Origin of the sequence: Pontibacter indicus (genome assembly GCF_900156345.1) — a bacterium.
In the GTDB taxonomy this organism is placed as follows: domain Bacteria; phylum Bacteroidota; class Bacteroidia; order Cytophagales; family Hymenobacteraceae; genus Pontibacter; species Pontibacter indicus.
The window spans coordinates 94,803-116,675 of record NZ_FTPP01000005.1; the positions used below are offsets into that span (position 1 = coordinate 94,803).

Consider the following 21,873-nt stretch of genomic DNA (forward strand, 5'->3'; position numbering starts at 1 on the left):
CATTATCGTATCTGCTGTCCGATCATGAAGTGGAACTGGCCACGCTTCATATCTGGGCGTCCTGGCACATCGTCGAATCTCCAACCGTAGTCGAAGCCCAGCAGACCAAAGGCCGCCATGAAGATACGCACACCCACACCACCGGAGCGGTACAGTTTAAACGGATCGTATCGGTCATATGATCCAAAGCTATTTCCTGCTTCCAGGAAGGCCAGACCATAAATGGTAGCTCCCGGGTTAGGAGAGATCAACTGCCTTGCCTCCAACACAAACTTGTTATAGGCAATGCCTCCTGTATTTATAAGAGTCGGGTCAGAGTTGTTGATAACCGATTCGTCATCATAACCACGAAGACCAATGTATTCAGTTCCTACAAAGAAGTTGGCACCTCCCATCAAGCCGTTACCGCCCAATCTAAAACGCTCGAAAGGACCTATGGCTGTCTTGGAGCTGTAGCTGTTCAGGAAGCCGAAGTGCGCTCGGGTGTTCAATACCAAATTCCCTGCCAAATTCATAAAGAAGGAAGCGTCAAGCATCCATTTATTGAATTCGATATACTCGAAGTTGTTCCGCTTATCGGAGAACAATGAGTATGGAGGCGTCAGGTTCAGTGACAGTGAGAGGTTGGAGCCCCTTCTTGGGAAAGTCGGGTTATCAATGCTCACACGAGCCAGCGTGGTATTCAAAGAAATATTGTTTGAAGTACCATTGTTGAAACCACCAAACAGGTTGAAGTTTCTCAAGGTATAGCGGTTATAGCTCAGGCTATGGCTCAACTGGAAGTAGTTGTCCGGCCAGTTCAAAGTGCGACCTAGGCTCAGTGCTGCACCGTCCACATTCAGTCGGCTGTCAAGCTCCTCTCTAGGATCGCGACGCACAGTCTTGAACACGCTTGCTGTCAGGGCGTTTCTCTTACGGCCACCCAACCATGGTTCTGTAAAGGAGAAAGAGTAAGACTGGTAATAGCGACCGTTTGCCTGCACGTTGAGCGAAAGACGCTGTCCGTCGCCGCTTGGCAATGGTCTCCACTCCGACAACTTAAAGAGCTTACGGGTAGAGAAGTTGTTCAGGGCAAGGCCTACCGTTCCTACGGCACCAATCGGGCCACCCCAACCTCCTGAAAGGCTGATCTGGTCATTCGGACGCTCCGTCACGGTATAGTTAATGTCTACTGTTCCTTCTTCCGGGTTTGGCATTGGGTTCAGCCCGATCGTCTCCGGGTCAAAGTAACCCAGGTTCGCCAGTTCGTTTCGGGAGCGAATCAGGTCGTCGCGGCTGTACTTCTGACCAGGCAAGGTACGGATCTCACGGAGTACCACATGGTCACTCGTTTTGGTGTTGCCTGTCACCGTCACTTTGCTGATCGTAGCCTGCGGACCTTCCGATACACGCATCTCAATGTCTATTGAGTCGCCTTCTACCGTCATCTCAACCGGGTCGATGTTGAAGAACAGGTAGCCGTCATTCTGGTAAAGGGCCGACACGTCTATATTTCCCGGATTATAGTTGAGGCGCTTGTCCAGTTCCTGCTTGTTGTAGACATCGCCTTTGTTGATGCCCAGCAAACGCGTCAGATAGTCGTCATCGTACAGGTAGTTCCCGTTCCAAGTGATGTTGCGGTAATAGTAGCGGTTGCCTTCATCCACCACAATGCGGATTCCCAAGCGGTCAGGGCTTACGTTATAGACACTATCTGACACGATGATCGCATCACGATAACCTTCCGAATTGTAAAAGTCGAGCAGGAGTTGCTTGTCGTTCTCGTATTCCGAACGCTGGAATTTCGAAGAAGTGAATAACTTGTAAAGGCGTTTCTCCTTTGTCTTCTTCAACTGGCGGCGCAGCTTTTTGTCCGTAAAAGCCTCATTGCCTTCAAAGTTGATTTCGGCTATTTTTACCTTATCACCTCTGTCAATGTCAATGTTCAGCACCACACTGTTCGGAATGAGCGAATCAGGTCGCTGCACAATATTGATCTTTGCGTTGAGGTAGCTCTTCTCAGCGTAATATTTGCGGATAACGTTACGCGTTTGGTTGAGCACAGCATCTGTTACTGTCCTACCCCTGATGAGATTGATCTTTTCGCGCAGAGCATCCTGCTGCGATTTGTTTATACCGTTGAACTCAAAGCGAGACAGACGCGGGCGTTCCTTCAAATCGAAGTTCAGGAAGATCTGGTTTCCTTCGATGCGGGTTACGTATACCTCGATGTCTCCAAGAAGGCCCTGGTCCCACAGCTTCTGAATGGCACGGCTGATGTCCTCGCCCGGTACCGTGATCTCGTCACCAACCTTAAGGCCTATAATACCAGTTAGTGCGGTAGGGTCAAGGAATTTGATACCTGTAAACTCGATCCCGCCGATGCGGTACTGCTGGGGCTGGGCGTAGTCTATCGTATTGCTCTGTGTCCGGTTATTCAGAACTTGTGATGAAGCTGTGCCTGCTATTAGCAAAAACACAAACACCCAGATGCATCTAGTCATTAATATGTTCACTTTGTTAGTTGTTCACTTGTCTTGCCAAAGCGGCGTTCTCTTCTCTGGAAGGCACAAATGGCTTCGTAGAGGTGCTCCTTTCGGAAATCGGGCCAGAGAAGCTCTGTAATGTAGAGCTCCGTATAAGCCAGCTGCCAAAGCAGGAAGTTACTAATGCGCTGCTCTCCGCTTGTGCGAATCAGCAGTTCGGGATCTGGCATACCTGCCGTGGAAAGGTGCTGCGCTATAGTGGCCTCACTGATATCAGCTGGTGCTATAGTACCATGACCCACTTCAACCGCAATACGTTGCATGGCCTGGGCTATATCCCAACGGCCGCTGTAGCTTAACGCCAGCACCAGCGTCATGCGGGTGTTACCCTTTGTTATCTCGATTGCCTCGAACAGTTCTTTCTGGCAGGCCTTCGGCAGGCTTTCCGTATTCCCGATCGTTTGCAGGCGGATATTATTCTTGTTCAGCGTGGCGGTTTCCTTTCTGATAGTAGATACCAGCAGCTGCATCAGCGCAGAAACCTCGGTTGCGGGTCTCGACCAGTTTTCGGTGGAGAAGGCGTATAGGGTAAGGTATTCGACACCCATCTCCGCAGCAGCCTCTACTGTTTCGCGAACAGCTGTGATGGCACTTTGATGACCGAAAATTCGCAGGCCGCCCCGTTTCTTTGCCCAACGCCCATTTCCGTCCATGATAACGGCAATGTGTCTTGGCAAATTGTCTAAATCTACTTGTTCCCTAAAATTCATTAAACCACAATTTCCTTGCAAGTTACAAAAAGCAAGATAATTTAATGAAATTTTAGCGGGTTAATCTAGTATTCCGGCTTTGCGCTTGTAGACAGGTGGGCAATTGAGACGGTATAGCGTGTAAGAGAGGCTTATACCGTTGTAGAAGTACATATCCTTATCAAAGGGATTAACATACGACTTGGAATTACTGGCTCCCAGGTCAGTGGCCAGCAGCCCGGAACCACTCTCCTGTAGATAATCCAGATTGTCGGTAAGCATAAAGCGTGGGCCAAATTCCAGACCCAGGTTCCAGTGCTTACTCAAAGCATACTTCACCCCTACCCCAAAAGGAATTGTAACCGTGAACTTATTGTCGAATGGCTCCATTACGTCGCCCTGACGAGAAAGCTGATGGTTAAAGTTAAGCAGGGCCGCCCCTAGGAAGAAATAAGGCGACACCCGGTGCGGTTGACGGATATCTGCATAGTAATCTAGGAAGTTGTATTCTATACCTAACGAAAACTCCAGCATACTCAGTTTCAGCTCCGCATCGCGCCAATCATGGTGCGGCAGGTTCTGCGACCCGTCCTTAAAAGCTTTGTCGTTGAAAATGCGGTGACTGCCCATGAAGGCAGCCTTCAAAGTAATAGGAGCAGATATATCATGACGATAGAAGATCGTCATGGCCGGCTGGTTGTTTAGGAAACGGTAATTTGGCGATAGTTCCCCAACATAATTAGCGCCGCCAATACCAAAACCAATCTCGCTGGTAGTCACTGGCTTGATCTGCTGCAGCTGTGCCTTAGCTGTATGGCATAAAAAGACGCTCCCAATTTGCAGTAGTACACAAATAAGGAGCGTCTGTCTAAATGTATTCAAAGTCATGTAAACTTGTTTCGGAGTTTAGGAAAACAACGCGCTACACTCCGTTATATTATCTGAACTTAGGTCTTCTTATACGTGGATTCAGGATATAGTTAACACCCAAGCTGGTTTGGATATACCAGTCGTTGTCGGAGCTGTTACCACGCGTGCGGTTGTTGCTTGTACCGTATGGGCGCAGTCGGCTAAATCCATTAGGCTCTGTGATCAGGTCGTTTGTGAAACCTGACTCAGCACTTCTGTCAGAGAAAATAACAGAGGCATTGCGATTGCCTACGCGGTTACCTTCGCTAAGCAGTACATCCTTGTCTACGTGGGCAGTACTTACGTCATCCAGGTAGTCTGTGAAAGTGGCTCTCCAACCTACCTCGAAGCTGAAGTCCCAGTTACGGTCCAGCTTGTATCTTACGCCAAGGCCAAACGGAATGGCAATCTGCACGCGGCTGTAAGGGTCACTCACAGTTCCCGGTTGGTCTACAAACTGACCTTCTGTGCCAAGCGGCTGCAGTGCATACCAGCCTGAAGGGATATCCTTGTCAGGCGACAGGCCTGGATGCGAACCGTTTTCATAATACGCCTTTGGGTTGTGGTGCAATACTGCCACACCCAGGAAACCATAAGGTACGAAGTCAGGACGACGACGGTAGTAGTGGCGGTTTTCGAAAAGGTCTATGATGGCTACGGCGCTCAGCTCCTTGATATCGTTGCGGAAGGACAGGTTACGTCTGTAACGGCCTAAGTTCTCCCCTTCATCGGGCCCGGCTGCTTTGGCGTCATCACCCGCGATCCGGTTCCAGTTGAAAGCGATACGTGAGGAGATACGCGGAAAATGGCGTTTTGTATAGTTGATGCCGATGCTCGGACGAGTTGACTTTAGGCGCATACTCGTAAAGTCAGGCTGAGGCACCAGGTCGCCAAAGTAGTTGGAAGCACCCAGCTGTATGCCCACTGTGGCATATTGCTTTCGCTTCGTAAAACGCTGTGCTTCAGCCTCTAGGGCTACCGTAACGAGCACAACAGTAAATAATAAAAACAGCGTAGTAAATTTCTTCATAGCGAACCAATTTCTTTTAAGCGTATTCCAGCAAGGCGATAATCCATCCAAATTAAACCTTTGTGACAAAAATAGAAATAATTTTCTGGTATAAAAATATGTATATTAAATATTGAATATAATTTACCTGAAAATATTTGTTCTTTTATCAAGACCCCAGTTTAATTTGCCACGCAGGGTGGTTAGGAAATTTACATGATGCAGTTTGACTAGCCGTGCTACGAAGTTCTCGCGCCGCACCGCAATCTGAACCGACATGTCCACTGGCACAGACCTCGAGTCGAGGGAGGCGAGGTACGTACTGCTGCGCCCTTCTACCTCAAACGAGATCACACTCCGGTCTGACACGATCATGGGCCGCACATTCAGGTTGTGAGGGCATACGGGTGAAATTACGAAATTGTTGGTCTGAGGCAGCACCAGCGGACCGCCGCAGCTAAGCGAGTAGCCTGTCGATCCGGTTGGGGTAGCCACCACCAGTCCATCGGCCCAGTATGTGTTCAAATATTCCCCATCTATATACGCATGCACAACTATCATGGACGAGGAATCGCGCTTGAGCAAACTAAACTCGTTGAGACCAAAATTGATGCCGTCAAATATCTCCAGATCAGAATCCACCCGAATCAAAGCACGGTCGTCGAAGGTATAGTGGCCTTTGAAAAGGGCATCCAACGCCAGGTTGATGCTGTCGTGCGCGATGGTGGCCAAAAAGCCGAGCCGGCCAGTATTGATCCCAAGGATCGGAATCTGAAGCCCACCCACATACGTCACCGTGTCCAGCAGCGTTCCGTCCCCACCCAGACTCAGCACAAAGTCAACTCCCGCCAGGCTGTCGCCTCGGGTGAAAGTGGAGACGTCCTCCGGTAAGTTGATACGATTCTGAAGAAAAAGGGCAAAGTGCTCTACCACCCGCACCTCGGCATTCCGGCGCAGCAGTTCATCAAACAGGTTCTGTATAAAAGGCCCGTATTCTTCTTCAAAAGGCTTTCCTAGTATAGCAAATTTCATATGTCTTCTGTTTCATTAAAAAGGGAAGCGGCCGCTCAGGTAAAAGCCACCCGTCTTCTCGCGGTTGACGGTATATTCGGCCCGGAACACAAAGTCATAGAAAGTGACCAGGTGCAGCCCCGCCCCTATGCCTGCCAAGAACCGGTTAGCCAGTGGGTTGCCTTTCTCAAACTCCTCATCAATAACATAGCCCGCATCGGTAAACACATTGGCATACAGGGCAAGCGGCACTTTGTTGAACTTGGGGCTTTTGATAAACTTCAGGTGCACTCCTTCATGCTGGAAAAGCTCCCGGGTAAGCCCCTGCTTAAACAAGCCGAAGTGCTGTCCACCCACTACCTGCAGTTCGTAGCCCCGCACCAGCGACCGAAAGCCCAGCGCCACGTTATCAGCATAGGCATACTGTTTCGAGAAACGGGCCTGTGCTTCGCCACCCACAAAATAATAATATTTGCCTGATAGATGGTGATAATCTACATACTTTGCGCGCAAAGTGGTGATGGGCGCCCCGTTTCCATTCAAAAAGAAGGTTTGGGCAACGATTGCCTCAAAGTAACTGCCTGTGAGCGGGTATACGAAGGAGTTGCGTAGGTTTATTACTTTCGCTAATTCCAGTCGCAGGTACTGCCTGTCCTGTTTATCCGCAGTATAATATTCCGGATTTAACGCCAACACCGTATCAGCCACCTGTTCCTGCACATACGTTAGTCGCAGTCCCTCCTGCCGCTGAACGCTTTGCCGGTGGGTGAGGCCGGTCGTGAGCAGGGTGCGCTGAATGGGCACGCCGCTCTCCTGCACAAAGAAACGCTGCCGGTTATTGAGCGTGCGATAGTCGATGGCCCGGCTACGGTAGTCCGCTATCCCGAAATCCATACCCAGCTTGTGTGCACGGCTTACGTAAGGCACGCGGTAGGTAAACTCCAGCCGTTTGTTAAAGCCCTGCTGCAGCCTGATGCGCACTTCTTCATTGCGTCCTCTGAAATTGCGCCTGATCAGGTTGATGCCATAATCGACCCGGTCCCAGTCGCGGCGCTCGAGCCAGGCGTTGAAATTACGGTCGGCTAAATCAAAGATAGGTATAGGGTATAAGTACCAGCGCTCCTGCATGGTGTAGGTCACACTTACCAGCCCCTCCCGGCAGGTATAGGTATAGCCGACTTCGTGAAAAAGCCGCAGGTTGAAGAGCCTTCGCCGGTTTTCCTCCAGCTTCTCTTCCAGATCAGCCGTCAGCAGCGTGTCGCCGGGGGCAATGTTGAGTTCAAAGAGGAGCATCCGGCTTTTGCTGACCTCATTACCTTCGAAGCCAATGCTATCGATAACGACTGACGCGGTTTGGCAGGACTGCGCCGCCAAGGTATGGCAGAACAAACTCAAGCACAGCAGCAGGAAAGTGCGCAGAATCACGGACGGGGCTATATGTCCAGGTATTTGAAAAGCATGTCCAGGCGGTCGCGGCCCACGTCGTACTTGGCCCCATCCTGGAACTGCGCCGTCACCCGATACTCGAAACGCTCCAGCGTAGCGATGATACGGGTAAGATCGGACGTGTTTAGTTTTAGCGTGAGCTTGATGTTGTAAGGGTCCACCTCGTCCGGCGACACATAGGCGCTCAGTATCTTGACATTGTCCTCCTCAATCAAGCGGCTGATCTGGCCAAGGGAGTAGTCACGCTCCGGCATGGTGAGCACCAGGATGCTACCCTGCCCCTGTAGCGCCGACATCTGCCCGAAGGCGGCCAGTGTGTCGTTGATGGTGATGATGCCCATGTAGTCCTGCTCCTCGTCGAGCACGGGCACCACTTGAATTTTGTTTTTGATGGCAGCCTCCATCACATCGTAAAAGTGCTGGTGGTGCATCACAAAAACATCCTGAAACTCCAGCGTAACCTGGTCCAGGGTCTGGCTTCGGTCCGGCAGTTCGATCAGGTTGGTTTCGGTGGCCAGGCCCATGTACTTGCGGTTGCGGGACACGGGCAGTTCGTTTACGCGGAACTCATCCATCCATCGCAAAGCCTTCTCCACAGTGTCGTAAAGCTTGAGCGGCGGTATCATTTGGTTGATGAGTTCTTCTGCAATCATGTGGCTGTTTCCCCTGCTTCTGTTTTGGCCAAAAATTTATCTAAGATACTGTTAAATCTCTCCGGATGTTCCATCATGGGCGCGTGTCCGCACTTGTCGATGAAATAAAGTTCGGAATTATGGATTAACCGGTTGAACTCGTGTGCTACCAGCGGCGGCGTAATCGTATCGTTCAGTCCCCATATTAACAGCGTAGGCACCTGAATGTTCTCCAGGTCTTTGCCCAGGTTGTGCCGCTGCGCCGATTTGGCGATGGCTATGATGCGCAGACACTTGGCGTTGCTATTCGTGATGTCGAACACTTCGTCCACCAGTTCTTTGGTAGCAGTGGCCGGATCGTAGAAGGTATAGGCCGTGCGCTCCTTCACATATTCGTAATTGCCACGCTTCGGGAACGAGCCGCCCATGGAGTCTTCGAAAAGGCCGGAGCTTCCTGTCAGCACAAGGCGTTTTACTTTGGCGGCGTTTTTTAAGGTATAGACCAGCGCCACGTGCCCGCCCAAGGAGTTGCCAAGCAGCGTCAGGTCGTTCAGTTTCTTAAATTTAACAAAATCCTCTATAAAAGAAACGAGCCCCGGCACGCCTGCCTTGTGAAGCGCCATCTCGTAAATAGGCATCAGCGGAATGACCACACGGTAGCTTTTAGAGAAATGGTCCACAACGCCGTTCCAGTTACTCAGGGCTCCGAATAAGCCGTGCAGCAACAGCAATACTTCTCCTTCTCCCTCTTCAATGTACTGAAATTCGCCTTCGTGTTTAACCTGTAGATTCATTCCTGTTAATCCTAAAAGTAATGTGTTGTAAAAATCCGGCTGTTACCGACCTGCAATATTAGCAAAATCAAGCCAGTTTTTCAGCATGTCGAGCCCATAAGTCGTGAGCGCGGCCTCTGGGTGAAACTGCAGCGCATACAGCGGCAGGGTGCTGTGCCTGAAGGCCATGAGTTCGCCTTCGGCAGTATACGCAAGCGGCACGATGCTGTCGGGCCATTGGTTGAGAACCAGCGAATGGTAGCGCACAACGGGCATTTTCGAGGGCAGCCCGGCAAACAGCGGATCAGGCTCACAAATGATCTCGGATATTTTGCCGTGCATGGGCTTTATACCTTTAGCGAGGCGGGCACCAAAAAACTGACCGAGCGCCTGATGCCCCAGGCAGATGCCCAGCATTGGCACCTTGTCGTGGTAATGCCGGATCACATCCATCATCACGCCTGCCTTTTGCGGCTCTCCCGGCCCGGGCGATAACACGATGCCTGTAATCGGAAGCGCCATGATCTCCTCCAGCCCCACCTCATTGCGCACCACGTGTACCTCCACCCCCAGCTGACCAAAGTAGTCGACCAGGTTGTAGGTAAAGGAGTCGAAATTGTCGAGCAGTAGAAGCATTTTTAAATGTGCTGATTTTTTAATGTGCAAATGTGCTGGTGTGGATGTGGAGATTTGAAAATGTAGAGATTTGGAGATGAAGCAATCGGCTACAGGGTTTGTAAAATGAGATAAGAACTTAATACGACCAGAAGTTATGGTTATACCTAAGCACCCTCTTTTTCAAGGTAGTTCTTTAAATCAACAAGCCGCTGCCTTACATTGCTTTGAAGATTCCTTTTGATAAGTTTTCCTATAATGGTAAAAGGGAACCTTAGAGTGAATGAATATAAAAATACTACCTCTGTTTCGTGCTTACTAATTTCTTTAAACGTCCATGAGCCCAGGAAAGAACTAAACATAAATGGCCCTTTTGTCATTTTTACTGCTGTTACTTTAGGTCTGTAAAAAGAAACATATTCTGTCTCCATACCTATCCCATTGTGAGCTACGCAGTATGCTTTAATTCCCTTGTCTGCTTTTATAGCTCCTTCAACTAACTCTGCTCTTTTTAAGAAGGTGTCCCATACAAGTCTTTTATTATAGTCCTGTGTGTAATCAAACACTTTTTCTGCTGCCGCCTTTATAGTAATTGATTGTGAAAATTTCACAGAGCCCATTTATTCAGAATTCTTTTTGATTGAATTTAATAAATACCTTTGAAAGGCCTTTAAAATAATATTTACAGGGAGACTGAACAAAAGGTAAAACCTGTTATCGATACTGTATTCGGTCTTAAGCCGCAATGTAGTTTTGCTACCGCTATAGGTTAAAAAGTAAGCACCTGATAAAATTCTAAAGACTCCTTCAGAAAGCTCAAAAAAATAACCAACCCGAAAGCCCTTTTCTGGATTAAATAAAAAGGAGTACTCCTCGAAAGGCTGCCAGACGGTGATCTCTTGTATAAACCTTTTACCTGTATCAAAATAGGCAATACGCTTTCCTCCTTTCCCTTCTGAAAGCACTTCAGCTCTTAACGGCTTAGGAATGTCTAATAATTTGAAGATGTAAGGGTCAGAGAATTGTTCGATTTTAACATTGGTAATATTATCCCAAATTATTTCAGGCTTACCATTGATCTCAATAGAAGAATCGATACTTCTGATGGTATGATTACCGACCTTGCTCACTAGCGCTTATTATTCTTAGGCATGAACATCCAAATCATGCAACTGTCGCCAAAAGGTTGTTTGATGCATTAGATTCTGCTTTTCATGCTTCTTATAAACCTCCATCATCTTCAAAGCTTCAAATCCTTACATTTTCAAATCACAATTAGCACTTTAAAAAATTAACCCATTAGCACATTAAAAATGCTCTTTCAGCGACAGCAGCATCGACTTCACAAAGGGCATCACATAGCTCAACACGCTGAGCGCGTAGGGGGTGGTTTTGACTACAAATGGGTATACAGTGGAAGCCGCAGCCGTTTCGGGGGTGATGGCTATACCTGCCATTTCTGACACGTAGAGCAACAGGCTCAGGGCCAGGGTCCATTTCAGGGCGCCTAGCAAACCACCCAGTATATTATCAAACATACCGAACGGCGTGAAATCGATCACTTTTTTGAGCAGGATGCCCAGTACGCGCACGCCCAGGATAATGGCTACGAAAATGACCAGGAACGTGACGAAAGGCAGCAGTCCACCGGCATCGCCAATGTACTCTTTCATGATGGGCAGGCCGGAATCTAGCAGTTTGAGGCCAAGCAAAATGCCCAGCACCAGCGCAAACAGCGAAATCAGCTCAAGCAGCAGTCCTTTGCGGAAACCCAGAAAGGCACCTACTGCGATAGGTATAGCCAGGAAAATGTCGAAGGTACTCACAGGATAGAAAATTAAAGGCAGAAGCGAACACCTGTCGCCTCTGCCTTCAAATATAGTGCAATTGCTGCATTCACGCTAGTCTGCGCACTGCAAAAAACCGATCTTAGAAATCTGTATTATTCAGCAAATCGCTTACGGCTCTGGAAATGGCACGTCCATCGGCTTGCCCAGCCAGCTCGCGGGAGGCAACGCCCATCACTTTGCCCAGATCCGACGGGCCGCTTGCCCCGACACGCTGAATGATCTCCAGCAGACGAATGCGCAGGTCGCCCTCGTCGAGTTGCCCGGGCAGGTATTCTTCGATCACGGCAAGCTCTGCCAATTCTACCTGTTCCAGGTCGGCGCGCTGCTGTTTGGCGTATATTTCGGCAGACTCGCGGCGCTGTTTAGCGGCTCTTGTCAGCAGCTTCATCTCCATGTCCGGGCTCAGGCCCTCTGTCCCGCCCTTCTCGGTCTCGGCCAGCATGATGAGCGACTTGATGCTACGCAATGCTTGCAGGCGGGCTTTGTCTTTTGCCAGCATCGCCTGCTTGATGTCGGCTTCTATGCGTTGTTTTAAACTCATGGTTTTATTTTGTTTATGGTTATCGGCTCACGGCGCATGCCCCGCCTCGTACTTTATACACTACTACGGCAAAAGGTATAGGTTATCATCTTATTCAAAATTCCACTAATTTAGTCCTTCCGTACATATAGAATGTCAATCGGCTTAGCGGCCTTAAAATAATACCCATGACCAAACTCAGTGTAAATATAAACAAAATAGCCACGCTTCGGAACGCCCGCGGGGGCGACAGACCCAACGTGGTGCAGGCGGCCAAAGACTGCGAGCGATTTGGAGCCGAAGGTATAACCGTGCATCCTCGTCCCGACGAGCGCCACATCCGCTACCGCGATGTGTATGACCTGAAGGAAGTCGTGACCACAGAGTTCAACATCGAAGGTAACCCTACCCCCGATTTCCTCAAAATAGTGAAGGACGTACGCCCTGCACAGGCTACCCTGGTGCCGGATGCTCCGGACGCCATCACCTCCAACGCCGGCTGGGACACGCTCACGCACAAGGACTTTCTGACGGATGTGATCGGCGAGTTGAAGGAACTAGGTATACGCACCTCTATTTTCGTGGATCCGGATGTAAGAATGATCGAAGGAGCTTCTTTTGTTGGCACCGACCGGGTGGAGCTCTATACTGAGGCATACGCCAAAGGCTACCCTACCAACCCCGAGGAAGCCATTCGCTCATACCTGGTGGCAGCCCAAAAAGCACAGGAACTGGGTATCGGACTCAACGCTGGCCATGACCTGGACCTGGATAACCTTAAGTATTTGAAAGACACACTGCCGGGCCTTCTAGAAGTGAGCATCGGCCATGCGCTGATTTGTGACGCGCTATACCTGGGATTGGAAAACACGATTCAGTTATACCTGCGCCAACTCAAATAACGGTGGTCAACAGCATCCCCATAGCGGAGTTTTTGGAGAAAGCGAAGCAGCTACCGATGCTGGACGCTCGCGCACCCAAAGAATTTGCCATCGGTCACATTCCGCAGGCACACAGTTTCCCCATTTTCTCAGACGAGGAGCGGGCCAAAGTTGGCACGGCCTACAAACAGCAGGGGCACGACCCGGCGGTGCTGATCGGCTTGGACCTGTTCGGGCCGAAGATGTCGGGGTTTGTGCGGGAGGCCGAAAAGCTGGCGCCACAGAAAGAACTGCTCGTGCACTGCTGGCGCGGAGGCATGCGCAGCGGGGCCATGGCCTGGCTGCTCGACTTCTCGGGCTTTCGGGTATACCTGCTGCAGGGTGGTTACAAAGCCTACCGCCAGTACATGCACGAACTGATAGAGCGGGAACGGCCGCTTCTTGTGCTCAGCGGCCATACCGGCAGCGGCAAAACTGACCTGCTTCCCTGCCTGCAGCAACACGGGCAACAGGTAATTGATTTGGAAGGTATAGCCAGTCACAAGGGCTCTGCCTTCGGAAGTATAGGCATGGCGCCGCAGCCGAGCACAGAGCATTTCGAGAACCTGCTGGGTATGGCTCTGCTAAAACTGAATACCCAACAGCCGCTGTGGCTCGAGGACGAGAGTCTCAGCATCGGTAAGGTGCAAGTGCCGAAGACTTTGTATGACCGGATGCAGCAGGCCCCAACTATTGTGCTCGAGGTGCCGAAGCAACTACGCATCCGGAAACTCGCCGAGGAATACTGCCGCACTGACCCAGCCCTGTTGGAGGCAGCCATCCTTAAAATTAAAAAGCGATTGGGTGGCTTGTCCACCAAGGAAGCGCTCGAGGCGATCGCTACTGGCGACATGGAGAAGATGGTCGATATTGCCCTCACCTACTACGACAAAGCCTATACCTACGACTTGGCTAAAAAGCAGCAGGTGCTGCCCCTTCAACTGCAAGGTATAGATCCTGCAGAAAACGCACTGCAGGTAATTGAATTCGCAAAACAGCATCAACTGATCTGATCATGGAAGAGACTACCCAACAAGACATAAAGCTTACCCAATACAGTCATGGTGCCGGCTGCGGCTGTAAGATTTCGCCTAAAGTGCTTGACGCGATCCTGCATACGGAGGTGAGCTACCCCGAAAACAAGAACCTGCTGGTAGGCAACAGCTCCCGCGACGATGCCGCCGTGTACGACATCGGCCATGGCCGCGCCGTCATCAGCACTACCGACTTCTTCATGCCGATCGTAGACGATGCCTACGACTTTGGGCGCATCGCCTCGGCCAACGCCATCTCAGACGTGTACGCCATGGGCGGTATACCTACCATGGCCATTGCTGTGCTGGGCTGGCCTGTGGACAAGCTGGCCCCTGAGGTAGCCAAGCGCGTGATTGAGGGCAGCCGCAGCATCTGCCACGAAGCAGGCATACCGTTGGCAGGCGGTCATAGCATCGACAGCCCGGAGCCGATCTTCGGACTGGCCGTAACGGGCATGCTTGACATCCCGAACCTGAAGCGTAACGACACGGCTACGGTCGGCTGCGAGCTATACCTGACCAAGCCGCTGGGCGTAGGCATTCTCACCACTGCTCAGAAAAAAGCCATCCTGAAGCTAGAGCACGCGCACCTGGCACCGCAGCAGATGATGCAACTCAACAAGATCGGCGCTGAGCTGGGCCAGCTGCCGCAGGTAAAAGCCATGACCGACGTAACGGGTTTTGGTCTGCTCGGTCACCTTTCCGAAATGTGCGAAGGCAGCGGCCTGAGCGCAGAGGTGCACTTCGACAAGGTGCCGGTTATACCGGAAGCCTTGGAATACCTGGCACAGAAAGCTATTCCTGGCGGCACGCACCGCAACTTCGACAGCTACGGTCACAAAATAGCAGAACTCACCCCGGACCAGAAGCACCTGCTCTGCGACCCGCAGACCAGCGGCGGTCTGCTCGTAGCCGTTGATCCGGCCGGACGCGAAGAGGTGATGCAGGTATTTGAGAGGTATGGCCTGCAACTTCAACCGCTGGGCGTGCTAAAGGAACGAGGCAGCGAAGAGAGGCTGATCCAGGTGGTATAGCGACCCATTACGGCTGACTTCCGTAAGCCTACATTAACTTATTAATAACTGACCCTGTACACTGATAAACATGAAACTACACTACAAGGAAATGGGCCATGGGCAGCCGCTGCTGATTCTGCACGGCCTCTTCGGCACATTGGATAACTGGCAGACCCTGGCCAAAAGACTGGCTGAGCACTATAATGTATTTCTGGTAGACCTGCGCAACCACGGGCGCTCCCCGCACAGCGACCAGCACGACTACGATGTAATGGCCGAAGACGTGCTGCGCCTGGTGGATGAGCTGCAGATTCCCACCCCGGCCATCATGGGCCACTCGATGGGCGGAAAAGTAGCCATGAACTATGCCCTGAAATACCCGACCCGCCTCACCAAGCTGATTGTGGTAGACATTGCGCCCAAGGCCTACCCGCCGCACCACGATGAGATCATCGACGCCCTGCAGTCGGTAGACCTGAGCACAGTGACCAGCCGAGGCGATGTGGACGCACAGTTAGCAAAATCTATAAAGGAGGAGAGTGTACGCCTGTTCCTGATGAAGAACCTCTACCGTAAGGAGGACAATACCTTCGGTTGGCGCATGAACCTGGACACTATTGAGCAGAATTACGAAAACGTGGCGGCCGCCATTACCTCTGACATTCCTTTCAAGAAAAGCACGCTCTTCATCAAAGGAGGCAGATCCAGGTATATCCTGCCGGAAGATGTTTATTCTTCCATCGAGCATTTGTTCACGCTGGTGCAGGTAGAGACGATACCGGATGCAGGCCACTGGGTGCACGCCGAGGCGCCTGACCAGGTATACGACCTGGTAGCCAGGTTCCTGGAAACCGACTAAGTCTTTTCCATTTTCAAGATAAGATGATGGGCAAAACCGGCCTGACCTTGCAGTGTGCACAGCTCCTGCGAGTGTTTGGGCTAGCTACAGAAGTATGATGGGCAACCCATCGCACTGATACCCCAAAGCCGCAGTCCAAAGCTGCGGCTTTCATCTAAGGTATAGCCGCCGCAACAGGTATACTCCACCACCATTTAACCATTCAACAATTAAGCAATTAAGCAATTTACCCCATATGAAGAAGACCGGCACGCTATACCTGATACCTACCATCCTTGCCGAGGACACCGCTGATCAGGTGATATCGCCTCAGGTGAAGGACACGGTGCGTCGCCTCACCTACTTTATCGTGGAGAACCTGCGCACGGCCCGGCGCTTTGTCAAAAGCATCTGCCCGGAACTGGTTATTGAGCAGCTGCATTTCGTGCAGGTAGATAAAGACGCGACACCTGCCCAGGTACAGGCCTCTTTGAAACCACTGCTGGAGCAAGGTATAGACGCGGGTATTATCTCGGAAGCAGGTTGCCCAGGCATAGCTGACCCCGGTGCCGAGGTGGCCAAGTATGCGCATCAGAAAGGTATACGCGTGGTGCCTTTTGCCGGACCTTCGGCCATTCTGCTCAGCCTGATGGCCAGCGGCTTCAATGGCCAGCGCTTCGCCTTCCATGGATACCTGCCCATCGAGAAGGGACTACGCCTGCAGGCGCTGCGCAACCTGGAGAAAGAAATGCTGCAGCGGGACCAGACACAGATTTTCATGGAGACGCCCTACCGCAACAACAAACTCCTTGAGGACCTGGTACAGACCTTGAGCGGAAGTACCCGCCTCTGTATTGCGGCTAACATCACCTCGCCCGAGCATGAGTTTATCCAGACCAAAACCATCGCCGAATGGAAAGGCAAGCTACCGGACATCCACAAACAGCCGGCGGTGTTTCTGATCTATAAGTAAACTACCTGAAGGCGCGCTTCACCAAAGCTTGCTTTTGGCTGACCTATACCTGCATACTGGCATCTACCAGCCTTCAGGTATAACCATGGTCGTATTTTTCATCACCCGGCAATCATCGGGGTAGCGGAACGGGGCGAAAGGATAATCGATGTCGCTTCGCAAAATGGTTACCTGCTTTGTACTCACCCCCGATACGTCGAAGAAGCCGATCACCTGTTCATTGGCATTATTCACGCTGTTGATGTTCCCTTTAACTTCAGCAGGCGGCGGGTCGAACACGGTGCCTGTCGCCACTTTCTGCTGCTCCAGAATGCGGAAGAAATTGTAAGCGTCTTCGGTAATGGAGTGTTGGTACAGCGTCAGTTTATTCTTCACGCCCAGGTATTTCTCAAAAGGCATAAAGAGTACATTCTGGCGAAGTACCTGTTTGCCGTTGGTCAGGCGGTCGTCTATCACTTTGAGTTGCTCCAGCTTCTCCTCCAAAAAGCATTGCACGCAGCAATCCTTCGGGGCGGGAAGCCCGGTGAAAGGATCAATGTAATCCTGGGGCTGTGTTCTGACTTCGTATTGGGTCGCAAATGACCAACGTAAAAAGTTCTTTTCTGCTGCCGGATCGGAATAGTCTACCAGCACGCTATACCCGGGCAGCAATACTTTCTCACGGTCCCCCGGGAAAGCAAACGTCTGCTCCGACACCTCAAACTGCACCGAGTCTATCGCTATAGGGGCTTTCATAACCACCGGCTCCGATTGGTACAGCTGGTCTCCTACCGTAACATTGAGCGTATAGGTATGCCCGGGTACGCCTACCGCCTCTCCGGTGGCAGGCGGGTAATAATACCCTGCCTTGTCATATGAAAACACGTGCCATTCGCCTTCTTCGCTTGTTACCGTGACAATCGCCTCTTCTTCAAATTCATTATAGGGGGAGGAATGCGGCTGCGAATAACTCAATCGCACGTAATTCAGCTTGGCCTCATTTGTAAAGTATCCTTCCACGACCAAATGCTTTCGCTGGGTGTTCAGGTCCGTATCGACCGGGTCGATGCAGCCCATGAGGAGGAGCAGGAAAAATGGCAGCAACCTTCGTAGCATACGCATTAGAATTTAACATTTAAATTAATGGAAGGTATAGGAGTGCCGATCACGGCCAGTTTATACGCCGTTGGTGCCTCTCCATAATAGTGCTGGTACAGCATGGAGTAGGCGTTCTTTCTGCCATAGAGGTTATAAATGGAGAAGCTGCCGCTGTATTCAGCCCTGCCCTTTTTGATGATCTCCCGATTCAGCGCCACATCCAGGCGGTGGTAGTCGGGCATCCGCTCCTGGTTCCGGCCAGAGTAGTTGGCAAAGATCTGCCCCTGGTACCAATACCAGGAGTCCGCCGCCGTTACTGGCCTGCCAGTGGTGTAGGTAAAGTTTGCCGTCAGCTTCCATTTAGGCCAAAGGTGATAATCGGTAAAAATATTCAGGTTGATCGGTTTGTCGTAATTGGATGGATAGGCTTTGCCCCCGTTAATAGTTTCTGCTTCGGTTTTGCCCGCTATCGTTCTGAAAGACCGTGAGTAAGTCAGGCTCACCCACCCGGTCAGGCGTCCCTGGTTCTTTTTCAGCATCCACTCAGAGCCGTACGCTTCTCCCTCGCCGAACAGCAGATCAGATTCGAGCGTGGGATTCAACAAAAGCGTTGCTCCATCTTTGTAATCAACCTGGTTGTAGAGCTTTTTGTAATAGATCTCCCAACTGAAATCGTACCAGCTCTCGGAACCTGTGTAGAAATAGCCCAGGGCCACCTGGTCAGCGATCTGGGGCTCTATGTGTTTATTGGAGAGTTTCCAGACATCCACCGGTGTGATAGCGGCCGTGTTGGAGATGAGCTGAATGTACTGCCTCGTTCTGCTATAGCCCACTTTCAAAGAGGTGTTGTCAGTCAGAGAATATTTGAAAGACGCACGCGGTTCCAGCCCGGAGTAGGTTTGCACCACCTCTCCCGTGCCATAGGAAAGCGTATCGACAATGTTCACATCACTCCGGGGCCGCCCCTCCGCATAGACATAAGTATCGGTAGGCCCAATCTTGTCAAACCGGGAGTAACGAAGCCCCACCGACATCGACAGCCTGCCTGTGAGCGTTACGTCATCGTTCAGGTAGATGGACGTTTCGTACCCTTTGTCGCTCTCCAATTGGCGTGGGTTGAGGCTCGAGCTGCCGTACGGCACCAACTCTCCCGGCTGAATAAGGTATGCGGACGCTTCGGCCCCAAAGTCTAGTTGGTGATTGTCAAACCCGAAATACCCAAAGTCTAGCTTCAGTTGATTGAGGTCTATACCTGAGTTGAGCGCAAACTCTTCCCCGATGGCAATGCCCTCCACTTTGTTAGTATAATGGCTCTTAACCAGGGTGGCTATACCTGAAAAGTTGTTGTTGAAAAGATGGCTCCACTTGAGCGTTCCCAGCGTGTTATTCCATTGGTAGGTCGTGTCGTTCGGAAACTTGAAGCCGTCCCCACTGTGGTAGCCAGAGAAGCTGACCGTGTTCTTTGCGTTTAGCTTATACTTGAATTTGAGGTTGCCATCGTAGAAATGCCCCGAGCTGTTTTTGATGTTCCGGTTGGGAAAAAGCTTCATGATGTAGCCCGGATACGCTCCCCTGAAAGCGGCCAGGAACGTAAGTTTATCAGATAGCGGCCCGTCTACGCTGAACTTTCCTGAGATGGGGGACAGGCCGATCTCATACTTCATTTTCTCCTCGTTTCCGTCCCGGAGGCTTACATCGAGAATAGACGAAATCCTGCCTCCATACCTGGCAGATATACCGCTGCGGTGCAGCTCGTAGCTTTTAAGGATATCCGGATTGTAAACGGAATAGAAGCCGAACAAATGGTTAGTGTTGAAGACAGGGGCATCATCCATCAGCACCAGGTTCTGGTCAGCACTGCCACCCCGCACAAAAAAGCCCGATGTACCCTCACCCGCATTCACCACGCCGGGCAATGCCGACACACTCCGCAACACATCCGCCTCTCCCAGTAGCTTTGGCATGCGTGTCAGCATCTTCTGGTCCAGAAAAGAACTCCCCATCTGGGTGCTGTTAACATCTGTCACCGGCCTGCTCGTGATCTCCACCTCTTTCAGCTTGAAATTGGCCCGTGTCAGTGTTAGTTCAATCTCCTTGTCTCCCACCAGGGTCACTGTTTCGCGGAGAGGCGCCATCCCTATGTACTGACAGGCAATTTCATATTCCCCCGGCTCTAACAGCACCGAAAAGCGCCCTTGTTTATCAGAGAAAACGCCATTTTTACCCGGTGTGATCACCAGAAAAGCTCCCTCGAGTCTCTCCCCCCAGAGTCCCTTCACAGTGCCGGTCAGTTTGTACTGCCTGGGAGCCGCTGACTGGGCCCAGGCATCTAAAGTAAAAGCCATCAGCAAGAGGATAATTGCGACTGATTTCCGGGGCATAGGGAGCGAAATATTATACAAATACTTTTTTTAAATATACAAAGTTTGGACATTAAATTACTACCTGTTCCGAAAGCTTTTCTGCATATCAGAGCGATACACTGACTGCTGTAAATTCCTGCGAAAAGAAAAGGTCTCCGGAATCCGGAGACCTTTGCCAATGAAGAAGACTACTACCTAGTTTTCTTAAAATTCAAATCAAAAATCTTTATTATCTAATGTCCCAGAACAGCTTGGTTGAGCTCTGATCACCACCAATTGCTGACGAAGCAGAAGTATAGTTTGACGGGTTAAGCGTCTGCTCGTTTACAGGATAGATCAATCTTGTCGGTACGATCAGGCCGTCTACCGGAGGAAGGAGCGTTGGCGCATCCAGTCTTCTCCAGGTTACCCATGCATCGTAGCCGCGGTTGTACATCGCGATCCACTCCTGCGTACCAATTTTCTGTTTCCAGTCGCCAGGAGCAGTCAGGTAGTTCACGCTTGGCTGTGCCAAGTATAATTTAGCCTGATCCTCAGTACCACCCCAATAAGTAATAGAGGCCGTAACACCTTTGTTGTAGTGCTCCATTGCAGTGCCACCTACATTATAACCTCTTTCTACAGCCTCAGCCAGCAAAAATTCTACTTCAGCATAGTCCAGCAGAAGAGCTTCGAAAGTAGGATCAGCAACCTTAGCGCTCACAGTCGAGAAATCAGTAAAGGTGTTAGGGAAACCATACTTACCACCTTTGAACTGACCGCCTACCTGCGAGAAGTAGAACTCTCTTCTTGGGTCGTTACGCTGGTTCATGGCGTCAACCAAAGTGTTGGCGGCAACATAGTCCTCTCTGGTTGAAAGTGGGCCCTTCACGTTTGAAGAGATTGGGTTGTTGTTTGGTGGAGCAGACAGGTATTCGAAGGATGCATTCTCAGCATTGCTTGAAATAACGCCACCTGCATCTGCTGCCGTTGCTGACTCTGCCAGTGCTTTCGCTCTTGCATTGTCAACATCTGCTACTACCATACCTAACTTCAGCTTCAAAGAGTTGCCAAACTTAAGCCAACGCTGCATGTTACCACCGTAAAGGATGTCACCATTACCGGTAAATCCGGCAGAAGAAGTATTAATCTGATCTACAGCAGTTTCAAGACGAGACAGGATGTCGTTGTAAATAGCCTGCGCATCATCGTATTTAGGCAGTGCATTCTGAGAGTTAAGTGCCTCTGTGTAAGGAACATCACCAAACGTGTTAACTAATACAGACCAGGTATACACCTCCATGATCTCTACCTGAGCCAGTTGGTTTTGTTTAACAGCTTCTGCAAGCGTCTGATCCTCGTTGATGATTCTCTTCGCTTCAACCAGGTCCGCCAGCACATCACGGTACAGGGTTGTCCACATACCCTGCGGAATTGTACGTGATGTCATGTTATAGCGTGGCTCATCCAGGTACTGTGTGGATGTCCAGTGCTGCACATAAAAACGGTAGTTGTTCGTGTTAACGTTGGGTGTCGTCAACACGTCTGTCAGGTTCTTGGTTGCACCCGTGAACAGGGTAACAGCCGGAACTACTGTCGCTTGCTTCTGGTCAATGTTATACTCGTCCAGATCATCTACGCATGATGCCAAAAACACCAGCGAGAATAAGCATATGATAAGTTTCTTCATTTTC

21 protein-coding genes are annotated in these 21,873 nt (G+C 50.7%); 5 read left to right on the top strand and 16 right to left on the bottom strand.

The window, feature by feature from the left end; translation table 11 throughout:
- Nucleotides 1-2: 2 nt before the first annotated feature.
- The 13 genes from bamA to B0B12_RS19400 form a co-directional block, all read right to left on the bottom strand.
- A complete protein-coding gene (gene bamA / locus B0B12_RS19340; RefSeq protein WP_076672350.1) occupies nucleotides 3-2,483 on the bottom strand; it encodes an outer membrane protein assembly factor BamA in 2,481 nt (826 codons plus the stop codon).
- An 8-nt stretch (nucleotides 2,484-2,491) separates the two neighbouring features.
- On the bottom strand, nucleotides 2,492-3,235 hold the full coding sequence (locus tag B0B12_RS19345; protein WP_076672351.1) for an undecaprenyl pyrophosphate synthase: 744 nt from the start codon (nucleotides 3,233-3,235) through the stop codon (nucleotides 2,492-2,494).
- Between the two features lie 60 nt (nucleotides 3,236-3,295).
- A complete protein-coding gene (gene porG / locus B0B12_RS19350; RefSeq protein WP_076672352.1) occupies nucleotides 3,296-4,102 on the bottom strand; it encodes a type IX secretion system protein PorG in 807 nt (268 codons plus the stop codon).
- Between the two features lie 49 nt (nucleotides 4,103-4,151).
- Complete coding sequence (locus B0B12_RS19355) at nucleotides 4,152-5,153, bottom strand: DUF6089 family protein (protein ID WP_076672353.1); 1,002 nt, start codon at nucleotides 5,151-5,153, stop codon at nucleotides 4,152-4,154.
- A 123-nt stretch (nucleotides 5,154-5,276) separates the two neighbouring features.
- Nucleotides 5,277-6,164: an NAD kinase gene (locus tag B0B12_RS19360; protein ID WP_076672354.1), complete on the bottom strand. Its 888-nt coding sequence runs from the start codon at nucleotides 6,162-6,164 to the stop codon at nucleotides 5,277-5,279.
- A gap of 15 nt (nucleotides 6,165-6,179) precedes the next feature.
- Complete coding sequence (locus B0B12_RS19365) at nucleotides 6,180-7,568, bottom strand: BamA/TamA family outer membrane protein (RefSeq protein ID WP_139337845.1); 1,389 nt, start codon at nucleotides 7,566-7,568, stop codon at nucleotides 6,180-6,182.
- Nucleotides 7,569-7,576: 8 nt separating this feature from the next.
- Entirely contained in the window at nucleotides 7,577-8,242 is a 666-nt protein-coding gene (locus tag B0B12_RS19370) for a CBS domain-containing protein (protein WP_076672356.1), read from the bottom strand.
- Nucleotides 8,239-9,015 carry an alpha/beta fold hydrolase gene (locus B0B12_RS19375; protein ID WP_076672358.1) on the bottom strand — a complete coding sequence of 259 codons (777 nt, stop codon included), beginning with the start codon at nucleotides 9,013-9,015 and terminating at the stop codon, nucleotides 8,239-8,241. Before B0B12_RS19375 ends, B0B12_RS19370 begins: the two co-directional genes overlap by 4 nt.
- A 42-nt stretch (nucleotides 9,016-9,057) precedes the next feature.
- On the bottom strand, nucleotides 9,058-9,630 hold the full coding sequence (locus B0B12_RS19380; protein WP_076672360.1) for an anthranilate synthase component II: 573 nt from the start codon (nucleotides 9,628-9,630) through the stop codon (nucleotides 9,058-9,060).
- Between the two features lie 146 nt (nucleotides 9,631-9,776).
- Nucleotides 9,777-10,229, bottom strand: a complete 453-nt coding sequence (locus B0B12_RS19385; protein WP_076672362.1) for a type II toxin-antitoxin system RatA family toxin — start codon at nucleotides 10,227-10,229, stop codon at nucleotides 9,777-9,779.
- Nucleotides 10,230-10,739 carry a hypothetical protein gene (locus tag B0B12_RS19390; RefSeq protein ID WP_076672363.1) on the bottom strand — a complete coding sequence of 170 codons (510 nt, stop codon included), beginning with the start codon at nucleotides 10,737-10,739 and terminating at the stop codon, nucleotides 10,230-10,232.
- Between the two features lie 177 nt (nucleotides 10,740-10,916).
- Nucleotides 10,917-11,435 carry a CvpA family protein gene (locus tag B0B12_RS19395; RefSeq protein WP_076672365.1) on the bottom strand — a complete coding sequence of 173 codons (519 nt, stop codon included), beginning with the start codon at nucleotides 11,433-11,435 and terminating at the stop codon, nucleotides 10,917-10,919.
- 103 nt (nucleotides 11,436-11,538) lie between these two features.
- Complete coding sequence (locus B0B12_RS19400; protein ID WP_076672366.1) at nucleotides 11,539-12,000, bottom strand: GatB/YqeY domain-containing protein; 462 nt, start codon at nucleotides 11,998-12,000, stop codon at nucleotides 11,539-11,541.
- A gap of 167 nt (nucleotides 12,001-12,167) precedes the next feature.
- Here B0B12_RS19400 and B0B12_RS19405 point away from each other — a divergent pair, with 167 nt between their 5' ends.
- The 5 genes from B0B12_RS19405 (at nucleotide 12,168) to B0B12_RS19425 (ending at nucleotide 16,760) form a co-directional block, all read left to right on the top strand.
- The gene (locus B0B12_RS19405) at nucleotides 12,168-12,881 is read left to right on the top strand and encodes a pyridoxine 5'-phosphate synthase (protein ID WP_076672367.1); all 714 of its coding nucleotides are present in this window, start codon (nucleotides 12,168-12,170) and stop codon (nucleotides 12,879-12,881) included.
- Between the two features lie 2 nt (nucleotides 12,882-12,883).
- On the top strand, nucleotides 12,884-13,912 hold the full coding sequence (mnmH, locus tag B0B12_RS19410) for a tRNA 2-selenouridine(34) synthase MnmH (RefSeq protein WP_076672368.1): 1,029 nt from the start codon (nucleotides 12,884-12,886) through the stop codon (nucleotides 13,910-13,912).
- Between the two features lie 2 nt (nucleotides 13,913-13,914).
- On the top strand, nucleotides 13,915-14,967 hold the full coding sequence (gene selD, locus B0B12_RS19415; protein WP_076672369.1) for a selenide, water dikinase SelD: 1,053 nt from the start codon (nucleotides 13,915-13,917) through the stop codon (nucleotides 14,965-14,967).
- A gap of 70 nt (nucleotides 14,968-15,037) precedes the next feature.
- On the top strand, nucleotides 15,038-15,808 hold the full coding sequence (locus tag B0B12_RS19420; protein WP_076672370.1) for an alpha/beta fold hydrolase: 771 nt from the start codon (nucleotides 15,038-15,040) through the stop codon (nucleotides 15,806-15,808).
- A gap of 235 nt (nucleotides 15,809-16,043) precedes the next feature.
- Nucleotides 16,044-16,760: an SAM-dependent methyltransferase gene (locus tag B0B12_RS19425; protein WP_076672371.1), complete on the top strand. Its 717-nt coding sequence runs from the start codon at nucleotides 16,044-16,046 to the stop codon at nucleotides 16,758-16,760.
- Between the two features lie 63 nt (nucleotides 16,761-16,823).
- Here B0B12_RS19425 and B0B12_RS19430 read toward each other — a convergent pair whose 3' ends face one another.
- From B0B12_RS19430 to B0B12_RS19440, 3 genes are all read right to left on the bottom strand, one after another.
- A complete protein-coding gene (locus tag B0B12_RS19430; protein ID WP_244554781.1) occupies nucleotides 16,824-17,855 on the bottom strand; it encodes a DUF4249 domain-containing protein in 1,032 nt (343 codons plus the stop codon).
- A gap of 5 nt (nucleotides 17,856-17,860) precedes the next feature.
- On the bottom strand, nucleotides 17,861-20,182 hold the full coding sequence (locus tag B0B12_RS19435; RefSeq protein ID WP_244554782.1) for a TonB-dependent receptor: 2,322 nt from the start codon (nucleotides 20,180-20,182) through the stop codon (nucleotides 17,861-17,863).
- A gap of 247 nt (nucleotides 20,183-20,429) precedes the next feature.
- Complete coding sequence (locus tag B0B12_RS19440; protein ID WP_076672374.1) at nucleotides 20,430-21,869, bottom strand: SusD/RagB family nutrient-binding outer membrane lipoprotein; 1,440 nt, start codon at nucleotides 21,867-21,869, stop codon at nucleotides 20,430-20,432.
- Between the last annotated feature and the right edge of the window lie 4 nt (nucleotides 21,870-21,873).